The sequence below is a fragment of the Paraburkholderia lacunae genome (assembly GCF_003353175.1).
GTDB classification, from domain to species: domain Bacteria; phylum Pseudomonadota; class Gammaproteobacteria; order Burkholderiales; family Burkholderiaceae; genus Paraburkholderia; species Paraburkholderia lacunae.
Map to the genome: position 1 here is coordinate 24,192 of NZ_QHKS01000046.1, position 14,346 is coordinate 38,537.

The 14,346-nt window shown below is 60.0% G+C and carries 15 protein-coding genes and 1 pseudogene; 8 read left to right on the forward strand and 8 right to left on the reverse strand.

From position 1 onward, the window contains the following. Positions 1-275: 275 nt before the first annotated feature. A pseudogene (locus tag DLM46_RS36265) lies at positions 276-800 on the reverse strand (GNAT family N-acetyltransferase). 124 nt (positions 801-924) lie between these two features. Continuing rightward, positions 925-1,059, reverse strand: coding sequence for a hypothetical protein (locus DLM46_RS41055; RefSeq protein ID WP_279635265.1), 135 nt, complete (start codon positions 1,057-1,059; stop codon positions 925-927). A gap of 424 nt (positions 1,060-1,483) precedes the next feature. Here DLM46_RS41055 and glnH point away from each other — a divergent pair, with 424 nt between their 5' ends. The 3 genes from glnH to glnQ all read left to right on the forward strand — a co-directional run bounded on the left by glnH (position 1,484) and on the right by glnQ (position 3,681). Continuing rightward, the gene (glnH, locus tag DLM46_RS36270; protein ID WP_115109308.1) at positions 1,484-2,236 is read left to right on the forward strand and encodes a glutamine ABC transporter substrate-binding protein GlnH; all 753 of its coding nucleotides are present in this window, start codon (positions 1,484-1,486) and stop codon (positions 2,234-2,236) included. 63 nt (positions 2,237-2,299) lie between these two features. After that, complete coding sequence (glnP, locus tag DLM46_RS36275) at positions 2,300-2,956, forward strand: glutamine ABC transporter permease GlnP (RefSeq protein WP_115109310.1); 657 nt, start codon at positions 2,300-2,302, stop codon at positions 2,954-2,956. Beyond that, on the forward strand, positions 2,953-3,681 hold the full coding sequence (glnQ, locus tag DLM46_RS36280) for a glutamine ABC transporter ATP-binding protein GlnQ (protein WP_165848149.1): 729 nt from the start codon (positions 2,953-2,955) through the stop codon (positions 3,679-3,681). Before glnP ends, glnQ begins: the two co-directional genes overlap by 4 nt. Positions 3,682-4,134: 453 nt before the next feature. On the opposite strand, the gene DLM46_RS36285 is transcribed toward glnQ, so the two are convergent. Next, a complete protein-coding gene (locus DLM46_RS36285; protein ID WP_115109315.1) occupies positions 4,135-4,545 on the reverse strand; it encodes a winged helix-turn-helix transcriptional regulator in 411 nt (136 codons plus the stop codon). Positions 4,546-4,654: 109 nt separating this feature from the next. On the opposite strand from DLM46_RS36285, the gene DLM46_RS36290 reads away from it, so the two are divergent. Then, on the forward strand, positions 4,655-5,425 hold the full coding sequence (locus DLM46_RS36290; protein ID WP_115109318.1) for an SDR family oxidoreductase: 771 nt from the start codon (positions 4,655-4,657) through the stop codon (positions 5,423-5,425). Positions 5,426-5,618: 193 nt separating this feature from the next. Here DLM46_RS36290 and DLM46_RS36295 read toward each other — a convergent pair whose 3' ends face one another. From DLM46_RS36295 to DLM46_RS36305, 3 genes are all read right to left on the reverse strand, one after another. Beyond that, positions 5,619-6,761, reverse strand: a complete 1,143-nt coding sequence (locus DLM46_RS36295; protein WP_115109320.1) for a zinc-binding dehydrogenase — start codon at positions 6,759-6,761, stop codon at positions 5,619-5,621. A 481-nt stretch (positions 6,762-7,242) separates the two neighbouring features. Further along, positions 7,243-7,662, reverse strand: coding sequence for a lysozyme inhibitor LprI family protein (locus DLM46_RS36300; RefSeq protein WP_115109323.1), 420 nt, complete (start codon positions 7,660-7,662; stop codon positions 7,243-7,245). Further along, complete coding sequence (locus DLM46_RS36305) at positions 7,659-8,153, reverse strand: glycoside hydrolase family protein (RefSeq protein WP_115109325.1); 495 nt, start codon at positions 8,151-8,153, stop codon at positions 7,659-7,661. The genes DLM46_RS36300 and DLM46_RS36305 overlap by 4 nt, the downstream gene beginning before the upstream one ends. 204 nt (positions 8,154-8,357) lie before the next feature. Between DLM46_RS36305 and DLM46_RS39960 the strand changes: the two genes are divergently transcribed. Next, positions 8,358-8,921 carry a hypothetical protein gene (locus tag DLM46_RS39960; RefSeq protein WP_208866416.1) on the forward strand — a complete coding sequence of 188 codons (564 nt, stop codon included), beginning with the start codon at positions 8,358-8,360 and terminating at the stop codon, positions 8,919-8,921. A 510-nt stretch (positions 8,922-9,431) separates the two neighbouring features. Here DLM46_RS39960 and pdxR read toward each other — a convergent pair. Continuing rightward, positions 9,432-10,790 (reverse strand): MocR-like pyridoxine biosynthesis transcription factor PdxR, encoded by a 1,359-nt coding sequence (pdxR, locus tag DLM46_RS36315; protein ID WP_341868624.1) that lies wholly within the window; start codon positions 10,788-10,790, stop codon positions 9,432-9,434. Between the two features lie 141 nt (positions 10,791-10,931). Here pdxR and DLM46_RS36320 point away from each other — a divergent pair, with 141 nt between their 5' ends. The 3 genes from DLM46_RS36320 to DLM46_RS39965 are packed head-to-tail and all read left to right on the forward strand — an operon-like array spanning position 10,932 to position 12,097. Continuing rightward, entirely contained in the window at positions 10,932-11,348 is a 417-nt protein-coding gene (locus DLM46_RS36320) for a cupin domain-containing protein (RefSeq protein WP_115109327.1), read from the forward strand. Positions 11,349-11,373: 25 nt separating this feature from the next. Continuing rightward, complete coding sequence (locus DLM46_RS36325) at positions 11,374-11,829, forward strand: carboxymuconolactone decarboxylase family protein (RefSeq protein WP_115109330.1); 456 nt, start codon at positions 11,374-11,376, stop codon at positions 11,827-11,829. A 58-nt stretch (positions 11,830-11,887) separates the two neighbouring features. Beyond that, entirely contained in the window at positions 11,888-12,097 is a 210-nt protein-coding gene (locus DLM46_RS39965) for a hypothetical protein (RefSeq protein WP_208866417.1), read from the forward strand. Positions 12,098-12,385: 288 nt separating this feature from the next. On the opposite strand, the gene DLM46_RS36335 is transcribed toward DLM46_RS39965, so the two are convergent. Continuing rightward, positions 12,386-14,167 (reverse strand): NAD(P)/FAD-dependent oxidoreductase, encoded by a 1,782-nt coding sequence (locus tag DLM46_RS36335; protein ID WP_244306509.1) that lies wholly within the window; start codon positions 14,165-14,167, stop codon positions 12,386-12,388. Positions 14,168-14,346 lie beyond the last annotated feature (179 nt).

Below are 14,346 nucleotides of genomic sequence, written 5' to 3' on the forward strand. Positions count from 1 at the left end.
GCAACACTCCTTCTGCTCGCGCAGTCTTCGTGTGTTGCATCCACCGGTTGAATCCGCACCGACGGCCCGCCGGATGGCATCGCTCAACGAAGGGCCGCTTCCAGCCGTGAAACCGACTTTCGAATGTCCGCGTGACGGCGTCGATGAACGTCAGAAGATGGCCGCTTGGAGCCCGACACATCGGACGCAAGTCGGACCCTTAACCGCCCTCCAATCGGTACGAAAGCAAACGTTCGAGCAATCAACGTCTGCGCCCATCCGGGTAGCCGTATCGATCAGAGTTCCTTGCAGTAGAAGGTTGTCCCGCAGAATTCACCATTGGGCATCAGTGCGTATTTCGGCACCGTTCCGACGCGCTGCCAGCCGGCACGCTCATAGAGTCGTTCGGCGTCACCGCCGGTCACGGTGTCGAGCACGAGCACATTCTTGCCTTCCTCCCGCGCAGCATGCTCGACAGCTACCATAAGACGCTGCGCGATTCAGCATCGTCGAGCCTTACGGTGTACCAGCATTTTCGCGATATCCGCGCGATGCGGCTGGTTCTCCGGCTGCGCGGTAATGATCTGTACCGTACCCACAATCTGTCCGCCTCCATCCTCGGCGATGAGCAGCACACGCGCACCGCGCGCAACACCATCGGCGACCTTGCGCCAGAACTCCACAGCTGTCTGACGCGCTATCGGTAGCATGAAGCTCACTGAGGCTCCGCCTTCGACACAGTCGATGAGCACATCGGCCAGCGCTTCCACGCATGCCGCAGCTTCGTTGGCACCGACGCGGCGCACGCTCACATTGTCGATCTTCCGTTTCCCCTGAGATCTTTGATGGAGAGAGCTGTCAACGCCACGAGGTAACGCGCGGGCTTCCGGGTTGGGTTGCGGTATGAGATGGGACCGTCCACCCGACTCGTTACGGCCATTCAGCTCATATACCTGAGATGTTCAGGCAGAGCATCGCCACACCAACCTTGTGCCACGGATTGCGGCGGCGAGGAAACTGAATCGCTACCACGGTACCGATGGACATCACGGCGCTTGCGAACGCGAGCAGAGCATGCATTAGGGATTCTCCAGGTAAGGTAAAGGGGCGCATGGGCGGCCCTACCATTCCCATACGGCACTTCCGCGAAAGTTTCACCCCACAGGCGACAAAAATTCTTGACGGGCTGCAAGGCGAATGGCTGATGTCGGCCGGACTGAGCCGGACGGACCCGCGCCGGGATGCAAAGTCGGGCTTCGAAGGGGTCTTGACGACAGCTCTAACGCGATGTCCAGGGTTAACCCGCAAAGAAACGCGTGTTGTCACGTCATGGTTTTCACCAACGAAAATACCTGTTGCCAAACTTTTTGTTGTCGTAGTATCTGCCGTGACAACACATGTTGCCGAACAGGCGGGTTGTGCATCGCATGTTGCGACGCCGCCCGGTGTTAGTCAGCCGCCCCTTGGCGCTGCCAGGGGCATTGCTCACCACCGCGGAGAATTTATGGGACGTCGATCTTTCCTCATGTCTATGGTTGCTGTCGCCATGCTCGGCACGACCCTCGCCCACGCCGACAACAAAGAACTCATCGTCGGCACCGATACCTCGTTCATGCCTTTCGAATTCAAGCAGGGCGACAAGTATGTCGGTTTCGATCTCGACCTGTGGGCGGAAATTGCAAAAGATCAGGGCTGGACCTACAAGATTCAGCCGATGGACTTCAGCGGCCTGATTCCGGCCTTGCAAACGCAGAACATCGACGTCGCGCTCTCGGGCATGACGATCAAGGAAGAACGCAAGAAGGCGATCGACTTCTCCGACCCGTACTACGACAGCGGGCTCGCCGCGATGGTGCAAACCGGGAACACCAGCATCAAATCCATCGACGACCTGAACGGCAAAGTCATCGCGGCCAAAACCGGCACGGCCACCATCGACTGGATCAAGGCGCACCTGAAGCCCAAGGAAATTCGCCAGTTCCCGAACATCGACCAGGCCTATCTTGCGCTGGAAGCCGGCCGGGTGGACGCCGCCATGCACGACACGCCGAACGTGCTCTATTTCGTCAGCACCGCGGGCAAAGGCAAGGTGCAGGTCGCCGGCACGCCGGTCAGCGGTGACAAGTACGGCATCGGTTTTCCGAAGGGCAGTCCGATCGTCGCCAAGGTCAACCAGGAGTTGGCCAAGATCAAAGCCGACGGCCGCTACGCGACGCTGTACAAGAAGTGGTTCGGCTCGGAGCCGCCCAAGTCGTAATCGTCTCCAGCAGGACGCGCAGCGAAACCCGCTGCGCGACGACGACTCAACCAGGAGCGGTGTGTGGAATTTGATTGGTCAGTTATCTGGACTGCTCTTCCGGACTTGATGGCCGGCGTGAAATTGACGGTGTTCATTGCGTTCATGGGACTGCTCGGCGGGTTTGTCGTCGGCGTCATGGCCGGGATGTTCCGCGCATACGGCCCCCTCGCGTTCAACGTCATTGCGCAGGTCTATATCGAACTCATTCGTGGTACGCCGATTGTGGTTCAGGTGATGTTTCTTTACTTTGCGCTGCCGCTGCTCGTGCACATCAGGATCGACGGGTTCACCGCCGCGATCATCGCGATCACGGTGAACTCAGGCGCCTACCTGGCCGAGGTCGTGCGCGGGGCGTTGCTGTCCATTCCCAAGGGTTTGATGGAAGCCGGCCTCGCCATGGGATTGTCGATGCCGCGCGTGCTGCTGAAAATCATCGGGCCTCTGGCGTTTCGCCGGCTGATTCCGCCATTGGGCAACCAATGCATCGTGAGTCTGAAGGATACGTCGCTGTTCATCGTCATCGGCGTAGGCGAACTGACGCGCAAAGGTCAGGAAATCATTGCCGGGAATTTTCGTGCGGTCGAAATCTGGTCTGCCGTCGCCGTGATTTATCTGGTCCTCACGGGTGTGATGACGCTGTCGTTGCGTCTCGTTGAAAGAAGGATGCGCATACTATGAGCATGGTCGAATTCCAAAGCGTCTCGAAGAGCTTCGGCCACGTGCCTGTGCTCAAGAACATCAATCTTCGCATCGAGAACGGCGAAGTGGTGGTGATCGTCGGGCCTTCGGGCTCGGGCAAGTCGACCCTGCTTCGCTGCATCAATGCACTCGAAAAAATCAGCGGCGGCGAACTGCTCGTCGATGGTTTGAGCGTCAAAGGCCATGCGTCGGACATACGCACGATTCGCCTGGAAGCCGGCATGGTGTTTCAGCAGTTCAACCTGTTTCCACAGATGACCGCGCTCGAAAACGTCATGTTCGGGCCGATTCAGGTCCGCGGCGCTACGCGTGCCGAAGCGCGTGACCAGGCGATGGCGCTGCTCGACAAAGTCGGGCTCGAATCGCGGGCCAATCACTATCCGTCGGAGTTGTCCGGTGGGCAACAGCAGCGCGTTGCGATCGCGCGCGCACTCGCTATCAGGCCGAAGCTGATGCTCTTCGATGAACCGACGTCTGCGCTCGATCCCGAGCTTCGTCACGAAGTGCTCAAGGTCATGCAGGACCTCGCGACGGAAGGCATGACGATGGTCGTCGTCACGCATGAGATCGGCTTCGCGAAGCGGGTGGGGACACGTCTGCTGTTCATGGACAACGGTGGAATTGCAGAGGACGGCGAGCCGGCGGCGCTGATCGACAGCCCGCCTACGCAACGATTGAAGGACTTTTTGAGGCATGTGTCCTAGTTGAGGTCGTGCTTTGGATGCGGGCCCTGACGCCTAGTTTATTTTTGCCTCAGCATATCAAGTCAGGCACGGCCCAAGTACAAGGAAAGGGCGATTTCTTTGAACGCCACGCTGGCAGATTAGAGACGTGTCCGAACCGCACGCTTGCCGCCTGAGTCTTCGCCGAATTTCTTTTGAAGAAACTGGGCGACACGATGACAAACCCCTCACCGAGCCATGTCACGCGATAAGTTCGTCACCGTACCCAGGGCGGGCTAAGCGTAAGAGTCGATTTGCGTTTCGCAACAGTGCTCGCCTCAGTACACGAACGACCGGGCAAAGACTGGAGTTTCGTCGAATTGGTGAAGATCGCAGGCATGTCGCGTGCGACCTTCGCCCTTTATTGCAAAGATGTGGCTAGTCTATCGACCGAGTCCGGTCGAGACGGCCTCTTTGTCTGTTGCGGCTGAAACGTCAATCTCCCGTCTCTCTTTTCTTGCGCAGCGCGCGCAATTCCGGTTCATGTTTTTCGGCCCATTGCCAAACGCCGCAAAACGCAGCGCACAGGCCCGTTCCCAGTTCGGTGAGCGAATACTCGACGCGCGGCGGGACCTCCGGATACACAGTTCGCAGCACGAGCCCGTTCGCCTCCATTTCCCGCAATGTCTTCGTCAGCATGCGCTGGCTGATCGAACCCACCAGCTCACCCACGCGCGTAAAGCGCAACACGCCGTTCTGAACCAGTACCTCGAGCACGCACATCGTCCACTTGTCCGCCACGCGACCGAGCACGTCGAGCACAAGCGCGTCCAGCTCCGCAGTGGACGAGCGTCCCTGAACAGATTTGAACACCACCCGACGACCTGGTTGTTTGCCTTTCACCATTGCCTGATCCCATTAGTTACATATGTGTTCGTACTGCACAAATCGGTGCCTACTTCCCGATTGAGAGTATTTGGCATACGCTAGCACAGGCTCATACAGGAGAACAGTCATGCAGACTAGCGGAAACACGATTCTGATCACCGGTGGCGGCTCAGGCATCGGGCGCGCGCTGGCGGAAGCATTTCATCGTCGCGGTAACCGGGTCATCGTTGCAGGGCGTCGCGCGTCGGCACTGGACGACGTCGCACGCGCGAATCCGGGCATCGAGGCTGTCGTGCTGGACGTCACGGATCCGCAGGACATCGCCCGCGTTGCGGCGAAGATCGCGGGCGACTATCCGACGTTGAACGCGCTCGTCAACAACGCCGGCATCATGCAGCCCGAAGACTGGCGTGCGATCGACGTCAACGCCGGCATCGCCGAGGCGACGATCGCCACGAACCTGATCGCTCCCATTCGTCTCACGGCCGCGCTGTTGCCGTTGCTGCGCAAACAGGCGAAATCGACTGTGCTGAACGTTTCGTCGGGACTGGCATTCCTGCCGCTCGCATTCACGCCGACCTACAGCGCCACCAAGGCGGCCATTCATTCGTTCAGCGACTCTTTGCGCTATCAACTTGCCGGCACGGGAGTGGACGTCGTCGAGATCGTCCCGCCGTACGTCCAGACTGAACTGATGGGCGAGCAGCAGGCAATCGATCCCAATGCGATGCCGCTCACGGAGTTCATCGACGAAGTGATGTCGATTCTGGATGCGCAGCCGGACGTTCGCGAAGTGCTCGTTAAACGCGTGCTGCCGCTGCGCTTTGCGGCCGAGCAGGGCTACGACGGTTATGCAAAGCAGTTCGCGGACCTCAACGACCATTTCTCTGTCAGGTAGAACCGCTGCGCGGCAGGTGCCTCGATGTACCACTCACGGACCTGCCGCGTCAGGTGCTCAAACTACTGGGCGTATCAGAGCGCGTGTTTCGCGCGCCGGAGTAGCCAGTGCAATTCGCGTCGAATTGTGTCGTCGACATGCGCAATGTCAGTCGGGATGCCGGTTAAAGACGCGATGCATCGGGTACAAATGCTCAGACCTCATTGGGCAAGATCAGGAACTTCTCGCCCGTGGCGCGCACCGCGTACTGCGCGATGACGTTGGCCTGCAGCACCTCGGCCAGTGAGACGTGCCGCGAGTAGTGGCTGGCAAACGTGGTCTTCAGTTCCCGGCAGACCCGGTCCTTCAGACGCTGCATGACCACTGGACCGACCTTGCTCATGAAGGACATGATCAGCCAGCCGCCCATCGACCAGGCCATTCCGAATGTGCGTGAGAACTGCGTGGGGCTTGAGTCCAGCATGCCGTACAGATACACCTGCTTGAGGGTCGATGAACCGTAACGGCTGTATTCCGTGGCCGTGCTGCTGATGGCCGCTTCCATGCAGCCGAGAATCTGTCCGCTGAGCTTGCCGCCGCCGACGGCGTCGAAAGCGATTGTGGCGCCGGTGGCGGCCAGTGCTTCGGTCAGATCACTCATGAAGCTTGGCGCACTGCTGTCGCACACATAGGTGGCGCCTTGCTCGCGCAAGAGCTTCGCCTGTTCCGGCTTGCGCACGATGTTGACCAGCTTGACACCGTCGGCCTGACAGAGCCGGTTGAGCATCTGACCCAGGTTCGACGCCGCGGCGGTGTGAACCAGCGCGCTATGTCCCTCGCTGCGCATCGTCTCGAGCATTCCCAGCGCCGTCAGTGGGTTGACGAACGCCGACGCGCCATCCACCGCACTCGTATCGTCGGTCAGCACCATGCACTGCTCGACCGGTACGCAGCGATATTGCGAGTACATCGCATTGCCCATCGCGGCCACTCTGCGGTTCAGCAGCGCTTGCGCGGCGGGTGACGAGCCGGCGGCCACTACCAGCCCGGCCCCTTCGATGCCGACTGGCAGCAAACGATCGAGCCGTGCCGTGAGCCCCCGCATGGTCGCCTCCGGAATCGCCGCCGTCACAACGGGACGCTCGGCAGTGCCCGTTACTTTGATGGTCGACAGATCCGCAGGACCCAGCAACAAGCCGAGATCGGACGGATTGATCGGTGCGGCGTCGACCCGGATCAGGACTTCGTCGGGTCCTGGCTCACGTACCGGCTCGTCGACCAATGACAGTTCCAGTTGTCCTGCGCGCGTGATCAGCGACCGCAGTTGCAGACCGGAGTGTGGGATGGGGTAGCTCATGAATCCTCCTTGTTCAGAAACGTTCGGATACCTATAGGCGAACTAGTCTGAATATTGAATTTTTGGCCATGACCTGTTTCCTGCGCTCTTTTGCGAGGGCGCAGTCCGACGTAGTTGCTAGCGCTCATCAAGCACTCTTGAATCAGGCACGAGAACGGCGCGGACCGCCTCAAGGACCGGCTTGCATGGCAGGTGCGCTCTACATTTGACGCCCGGACAGAACCTGTTAGCGCAGTGTCCCCAAGTGCTCCCCAAAATTGAGTTCAAGGTCGCTCCGAGTGCCAATGCCACGCTGCCTCAATAGTGCTCCAACTTCCTGGGTGCCAGGCCATTGAAAGGTGCCGAAGAAGAGCTTTTGCGTAGCATCCAGGTCTTCGGAAGGACGAGCTTCACGATGCGCTTGCGAACAAGTCAGTCTATGCGCTCGCGGCAGTTGCTTTTTCTTGGTATTACAGCAACCGAAAATGCGTCGGCTTGACGGTCAATTGCATCGGCGGATCGATCCGATGACCTTCGTCATGCGGTCGGTCTCTGCCGCCTGACAGGCGGCAATTTCCATCGGCACAATGGAGCCACCCCCGTTTTCCGCCTCGGCAGATTTCTTGCAACTTGCATCCCGGCGTTTCTTCCACACGGCGATTTTGTGTTCCAGGCGCGCTTTGCAGCCCGGGGATGTTCCGGCCTTCTCGTCGAGGACGTCATGCAGCTTCTGCTCGGCAACCACCCTGTCGCGCCATGCGCAGAAGTTCAGGCTTGTCTGGTTCGCGTCGCAGTTCGCGAGCATGCCCTGCACCTCGCTCGCCGGCAGTCCGCTCTGCTGCGAGATTACATCAGCGGGATCAGGGGTATCAGCAAATGCCGACGAGCACGCGAGTGCAAGTACCAGGAGCGCGCGCTTCATCGGACACCCTGCTTGAATGGCGCAGCCTCTTCGCGGCGACGGTTCACAAGCCCATTCACGCGACGCGGTGGCAGACGGTGCCCCTGTGCGTCGCGAGGGTGCACATAGACGCAAAGCGCCATGTTGCTTGCGACCAGCGCATTGTTGCCACTGTTAGCAGCAACAAATGTGTCGCGCGACCCGCTTTCGCCGGAGTTATAGGCGAAGCTCACCAGCGCATCGAACTGATCCTGTGTGAGTTCGTGGTCTCGCACGTTGCTTCGAACGATCTGTTCGGTCAGTCGCACCTTCGTGGCGAGTTGCGCGTTGACCTGCGCGATCGACACCGGGCGTTGCAGCTCTTCGGCGGAGCAGAACCCGAGGTGGGCAAGTGTGCCTACTCCGTAGGTGCAGTTGTTCGCTACATCGTTGTAATAGTTCATCACGGCACCTTCCCGATGGCGCAAATCCGCCCAGCCAGCGGAGCTCAGGCGCTTTGATTCATTCGGCATAATGTCCTCACGGAGATTAGGTTCGAGAGCACTTTATCATTCGTAGGAGGAGACGCGTGGACCATCAACACATCCCTTAACCTAGAATCACGAACGCTCGCTATCGAGGAGATCCGCACACACGGCGGCGAGAAGGCATTAGAGCGCCTGCAGAATGCCGCGCAACAGGCGACGGCCGGCGGCAAAGCGAAGGTCACGAAGAAGGTGCTAGCCAAGGCCGCTGGCGAAAAGATCAGCGACACTCAGGCAAAGCAACTTTTGCAGGCGCTGCAGTCGGTCCTGCACGACCCAGTGTTCGGTAAATTGTCTCCGTGCACGATCGCGGGTGTGCATGCGGCGCTCACACCGCACGCGGATCGGCTCGCCCCTCTCTCGACAAAACGCGTGAAGTATCCAGTATGCGCACCCGACGAGGACGGTTGCTGCGATGCGGCTGACATCACTGCTCCAATTAGCAAGCGGACCAAAAACCCGCTCGCAGTGATCCGCGTCGCTCAACCGTACGAAGGCGTGTGGATCTACGCCACCATGTACAACTTCGGCAATAGTTTCGCCTCGTCGCCGCTCCGCACCTACGACCGCATGCCAACCTTCCCGACGCACATGCAGGCAATCCAGGCAGGTGCCAAGAATCTGGAACGCCAGCTCAGCGGTCAATCCACCAGCAAGCAGAAAGAACGGCCCGTTGTCATGACATGGCTCGCGGACCTTCTACAAATGCCCGACCCTGATTGGACCGAAGAAATGGCACAGGAGACGACCAATTGACGGTTCGCCCGGCCACCTCTACCCCACGTCTGCTGCCGCGTAAGCGGAACCCGGTGGAAAAGCGCTCACAGCTTTCCCTCGCTGGCGCCGTTCTGGCAGATGCATCGCACGACAACGTCAACATCAGTGGGCTCTCGCCCGCCAGAGCAACCCAGAAGGACGAGGCGCCGCTCTCGCGGCGCAAGACTATCCAGACGAACGATTCCAGCAAACTATTGCATCCACCGGTTGAATCCGCCCCGCAGATCCGTCGTTGCCGAAACCATCCCGTTCAGCATCCTCGACGACCTAATAGTGACGCACGACCCGATCGACGTCGTCGGGCAACGCGGCCACAGCGGGATCGACTATCTTGGGCCGCCAACCGTAGACAGTATTAAATCTGTCGCCCATCGGAAGGCCAAAGTAAAGCGGTAAAAGACATCTCCAGGGCGTGTGAATATCGCGGATGTCTGAAGGAGGTTGAAAAACAGCCGCTGGCGCATTCGACTCTGACGCAGCATTACTGCTTCATACATAGCGTCTTATCACCTCATACAGCCGGTCGCAGGATCTGCCGAGGTTTCTCTCCGGCGAGGTCGCGACACCCAACAGAAGTCCTGATCTCGCAGAGGCCGGCGACGCGTACCAGGGTGACAGCGGTGCGGGACCCAAGCCGAACGCTAACAATGCTCTCGCGATGGAAATATCCGAGACACCGTCGGGCAACCGCACGAGTACGGCCAAACCGGCAGTCGTTGTCTCGAAAGCATGCTGTGCGAGGCATGCGAGCAACGCATCGCGTTGAGCGGCATAAAGGCGCTTCATGCGTCGAAGATGGCGCATGTAGTGTCCGTCGTGCATGAACTGCGCCGTCGCGAGTTGCACAGACAGCCAGGGTGCGGGAGCGAGGCATGCTGCCACTTCTGCGAACCGGGATACAAGCGGCAAGGGGGCGACAACGAATCCCAATCGCAGTGCAGGACTGATCGTTTTGCTGAAGGAGCCAATATGAATAACGCGCTGGCCACGATCAAGCGATGCTAGCGCCGGCGCGGCGCGTGCCGTCAATTGCAGCTCGCTCAGGTAGTCGTCTTCAATGACCCAGACACCTTCTTTAGCAGCCCAGTCGAGAAGGCGCAGACGCCTGGCGAGCGAGAGCGTGGGACCGAGCGGTGCCTGCTGCCCGGCGGTGACGACAACCAGATCTGTATTCGGCTCATATTGGAGGCCGTAATCGATATTGAGCCCATCCGCATCTACCGGTATCGGCGCAAGTGACAACTTCGCGAGTTCCAACCCGTGGCGGGTGAACGGAAAACCCGGGTTCTCCACCCAGGCCCTTTTGCCCTCGAGGCCTAGTACACGTAGTGCCAGTCCGAGTCCGCCGCTAAACCCGCTCGTGATGACGATCTGGGCGGGCGAGCAGGTGATGCCGCGCGCAATGGCGAGATAGGCCGCTATCTCGCGCCGCAGTGCCAGTTCGCCCCGAGGATCGGGATAAACGACTGAAGCGTTGGATTCCGCGCGCAGAGCGAATGAGCGAACTTTTGTGAAGAGTTTGGCGGGTAGCGTTTCCTGTGCGGGCACACCCATCTGGAACATCGCCGGCCCGGCAGTGAGCTCCTCGTACATCTCCATGAACGAGCCCGGATCAGGCCGTTCTTCCACCTGAACGGGAGCGGGCGGCCGGTCCGCCACCCGGGTTCCGCTCGCCCGGGAAGCAATGATGAGTTGAGCGTCGGCAAGTCGGTCGTATGCCAGGCGCACCGTGCCCCGGGCAACGCCAAGTTGGGCCGCGAGGTCCAACCATGACGGCAGACGTGCTCCCGCCGCAAGCACGCCGCTCTCAATGGCGGTGCTGATTGCCTGGCGGATCTGCTCGGCCAATGAAGTCTTCGCAGACCGATCGAGTTGTATTTGCAGCGACTTGGCCATCCGTTCATGGTACATAAAAAATGTTCATTCCTGGTTCTTACTCGTGGCCCAGCGCGACGCCACAATGCAAGGGCCCTAAGGAGAAACATCTTGATGAACATTCGATCTGTCCTCGGCGCTGCCTGCGCAGCCGTTGCTTTCACCATTGCAATGTCTGCTGCCGCGCATGAGACTGGTGAAACCGTCACACCCAACTTGGAGCATGCCATCCCCAACCTTCCCGGCAAGTCGTTGACCGCCGTCGTCGTCGACTATGCCCCCGGCGGAGCGTCGCCGTCACACGAGCACGCAAAGTCGGCTTTCATCTATGCCTACGTTGTCTCCGGTGCCGTAGAGTCGCAAGTGAACGACGGCCCGAAGCGGGTCTATCACGCCGGTGAAAGCTTCTTCGAGGAGCCGGGTTCCCTTCACCGTGTGAGCCGTAATGCGAGCAAGACCAGGCCCGCGAAACTGCTGGCGGTGTTCGTGGGTGATTCCAACGACAAGACCCTGACCACACCGGTCAAGTAAATCAAGCACATCAAGGAGCAAACACATGAGCAAGCGTCTCGACTACAACCAGATCGCGCCCGCAGGCGTCAAGGCACTTGGCGGCGTCTACGGCTACGTCATGCAGAGCAGCCTTTCGCCTGTTCTCGTCGAACTGACTTACCTTCGTGTCTCACAGATCAACAACTGTGCCTACTGCCTCGACATGCACACGCGCGACCTGCTGAAGAAAGGCGTGAAGATCGAAAAGCTGGCGCTGGTACAGGCGTGGGCGGAAGCGGGCAATCTGTTCGACGAACGCGAGCGTGCCGCGCTTGCGTGGGCCGAGTCGGTCACTCGTGTTGCAGAGACCGGCGTACCCGATGAAGCCTACGAAGCAGCGCGTGCGGAGTTCGATGAGCGGGAACTCGTGGATCTCACGATCGCAATCGGCCTGATGAACACTTTTAACCGTATGGCAATCAGCTTCCGGAACACGCCTCAGGCTGCGCTGGAGCAGTGAGACCTGGGAGTTGGATTGCATGGCGCTCGAGTTGAAGCGCTGCAGCAAGGAGAGACTGATGAAGATTTTCGTTGCAGGCGCGACGGGCGCCGTAGGCTTGCCGCTTGTGCGTGTGTTGTGTGCACTCGGCCATCAGGTGACCGGCATGACTCGCGCGGGCGCAGGCGTTAGCGTCGGGAATGCGGTCGAGCGTTTTTTCGAGCAAGGCTGCTCCGGAATGGCTAGCTGCGGCGGTATGGGGAAACACGTCTGCCACCGCAGCGCGTAGGCCGCCTGCGCAGGTTCTGGGGGCGGCAACTTTGAGAAACCCTGCGACGGTTTTGCGCCAGCGTTTTTGTCATCAGAATTGAGGATGTGCGGGAGTCGTTTCTTCCATTAAATTACCAAGCAGAGTCGGGGCCAGGCGCTTAGACCGCACTTTGACGGGTCATGTGAAGCCACCAGAGAGTGCTGCTCACGTCCCGTCACAAGAACCTGAGAGCGAAGGAGCAAGACCCGCCACGTGCGGGTCTTTTTTTGTCGGCTGAATGTCGCGTACGAGAAAGGCAAACGAAAGCTATCGGGCCCGCGATGGCTCGGTCGCCGCCGAAGTGCCGCCGTACCGATATGGCGGCGACATCGCGTCGATCGGGTTCATGGCGGTGCTGAGTTTGCCGCCGAGGCTTCTGATTACCGCGCAAACTGCGTTGATGCCGGTCTGCAGCGCGCCCTCGACCCAGCCGCCAGTGAATGAGCAGCTATCTCCGGCCAGATAGACAAACGGATCGGTTTGCGGCTCACGGCAGTCCTGAAACTGGAAGAAGAGCTGTTGGCTCTGTGCATCGCCATCCGCGAAGTTCAGCTTGAAGGCGCCGTAGTAGCCGCGCTGCAAATCCCAGTCGACGATTTTCACGTACGTCTCATAGTCTCCATCTATCGGCACGACCTGGGCCGCGAAAGCCGGGTTGGTCTGCGCGAGATCGGCAACCAGCCTCTGTACGCGTTGCTGGTTGCTGCCGAGCGCGAGTTGCTTGATCGCATCGTCCTCCCATGCGTAGCTGAGCAACACGACGCCCGGGGCGTCACGGTCATCCGGCGCGTAGTCGAGGCAGTAGACGCCGCGCACCAGCGTATCGGTCTGAATGTTCGCTGGGAGGTTGCCGTCCAGCCAGAATTTGCGCTTTGTCATCACAAAGACTTTCGATGAACTGGTTAGATGCACGTCGTCGATTGCACTGCATTGCTGTGCGCTCAGTGCGGACGGCGATGCACTCAATGCCATGTCGAGCTGCATCGCGCGCGTGCTGGCCGTCACGATCACGCGATCTGCAAACCGCAGCGAGCCGTCATCGAGCGTTAGCATCACGCCCTCGGCGGTGCGGCTTACGCGCGACACGGCGATTTGCTCGACGCGATCGCCAAGCGAGCGCCCCTCGAATACTTGCGACGAGAATGCGCGCGCCAGCGACTCGATGCCCGCAGGAATAAACAACTGGTCTGTTTCGAGCTCGTTGACCATCAGCCGGACGATTTCGAGGAAAGCTACCGGATACATCGGCCCGAGGCCACCCGAGCCAACGCCGAGCGCGCCGAACAGTTGAAAGTCGTCTGGAAACCGCCACGGCGTGCCGCCCGGTGGGTTCGAGCCGCTAAATATCGTCCGCAATGCGCTGTAGAAGCTCTGGTTGCCGAACACATCGATATAGGTCTGCCAGGCGGCACGCGCCGCGCCCAGCTGGTTTGCCCGCAGCAGGGCGGTGATCGCGACCGGGGCCATCAGCGCCGGGCCGGAGGCGGGCGTGTAGCCATCGGAGATGAAGGCGTTCCATCCGGCGTGGACGGTTGCGAACATGGTCGGCGGATTGCCGTGGGCTGGCCATGTATAGGCCTGGCCTTGATAGCCGAGATCGGTCAGCACCGCGCCAGGGTCGGGAAAACTTGAGTTTGCCTTGATCCCGAAGCGATCGAGGTAATGAAAGAGGCTGTATTCGCTCGGCGGAAAGCGCATGGCCCCGAGTTCGGCCAGGCATTCCGGCGCGGCTTCGGTAAATGTTGCGCTGTGGGCGCGTCCGCCGATCCGGCCTGACGCCTCATAGATCACGACGTTCGACGCACCGGCGCGCAGCAGTTCATACACCGACACGAGGCCACCGATGCCGGCGCCAATAATCGCGATGGTTTTGCCTGCCGAGGAAGGCGGCAGACTGCCGAGTGAATCAGGCGAACCGGCCAGCAACGCGCCGTAGTCGAACAGGGTATCGATGTAGCCGAAGCTCGCTTGTGCCGTGGCCGCAAGAGGCGCGGCCTCGGCTGCGACCGGTGCGGACACGCGCCGGCGCATGTTGGGAATGAAAGACATACAGGTCCTCGTCGGTTCGTTTTAGGCCTCCACGTCTGCGCCGCGCAGCCTTCTCCCCATCTCGTTATACAGAAGTGTCGTAGCCGTCGCGCAAGATCTGGATGGTGATCACAGCATCCATGACTCGCTGCATGCCGATCCACAGCGTCTTCGCGCCCGGTTCGCCATCGCTCTTGCGC

Coding starts and splice junctions, on each gene's coding strand:
- DLM46_RS41055 (WP_279635265.1), bottom strand. CDS start 1,059: ATGCATGCTCTGCTCGCGTTCGCAAGCGCCGTGATGTCCATCGGTACC.
- glnH (WP_115109308.1), top strand. CDS start 1,484: ATGGGACGTCGATCTTTCCTCATGTCTATGGTTGCTGTCGCCATGCTC.
- glnQ (WP_165848149.1), top strand. CDS start 2,953: ATGAGCATGGTCGAATTCCAAAGCGTCTCGAAGAGCTTCGGCCACGTG.
- DLM46_RS36285 (WP_115109315.1), bottom strand. CDS start 4,545: ATGGTGAAAGGCAAACAACCAGGTCGTCGGGTGGTGTTCAAATCTGTT.
- DLM46_RS36290 (WP_115109318.1), top strand. CDS start 4,655: ATGCAGACTAGCGGAAACACGATTCTGATCACCGGTGGCGGCTCAGGC.
- DLM46_RS36295 (WP_115109320.1), bottom strand. CDS start 6,761: ATGAGCTACCCCATCCCACACTCCGGTCTGCAACTGCGGTCGCTGATC.
- DLM46_RS36300 (WP_115109323.1), bottom strand. CDS start 7,662: ATGAAGCGCGCGCTCCTGGTACTTGCACTCGCGTGCTCGTCGGCATTT.
- DLM46_RS36305 (WP_115109325.1), bottom strand. CDS start 8,153: ATGCCGAATGAATCAAAGCGCCTGAGCTCCGCTGGCTGGGCGGATTTG.
- DLM46_RS36320 (WP_115109327.1), top strand. CDS start 10,932: ATGAACATTCGATCTGTCCTCGGCGCTGCCTGCGCAGCCGTTGCTTTC.
- DLM46_RS36325 (WP_115109330.1), top strand. CDS start 11,374: ATGAGCAAGCGTCTCGACTACAACCAGATCGCGCCCGCAGGCGTCAAG.
- DLM46_RS39965 (WP_208866417.1), top strand. CDS start 11,888: ATGAAGATTTTCGTTGCAGGCGCGACGGGCGCCGTAGGCTTGCCGCTT.
- DLM46_RS36335 (WP_244306509.1), bottom strand. CDS start 14,167: ATGTCTTTCATTCCCAACATGCGCCGGCGCGTGTCCGCACCGGTCGCA.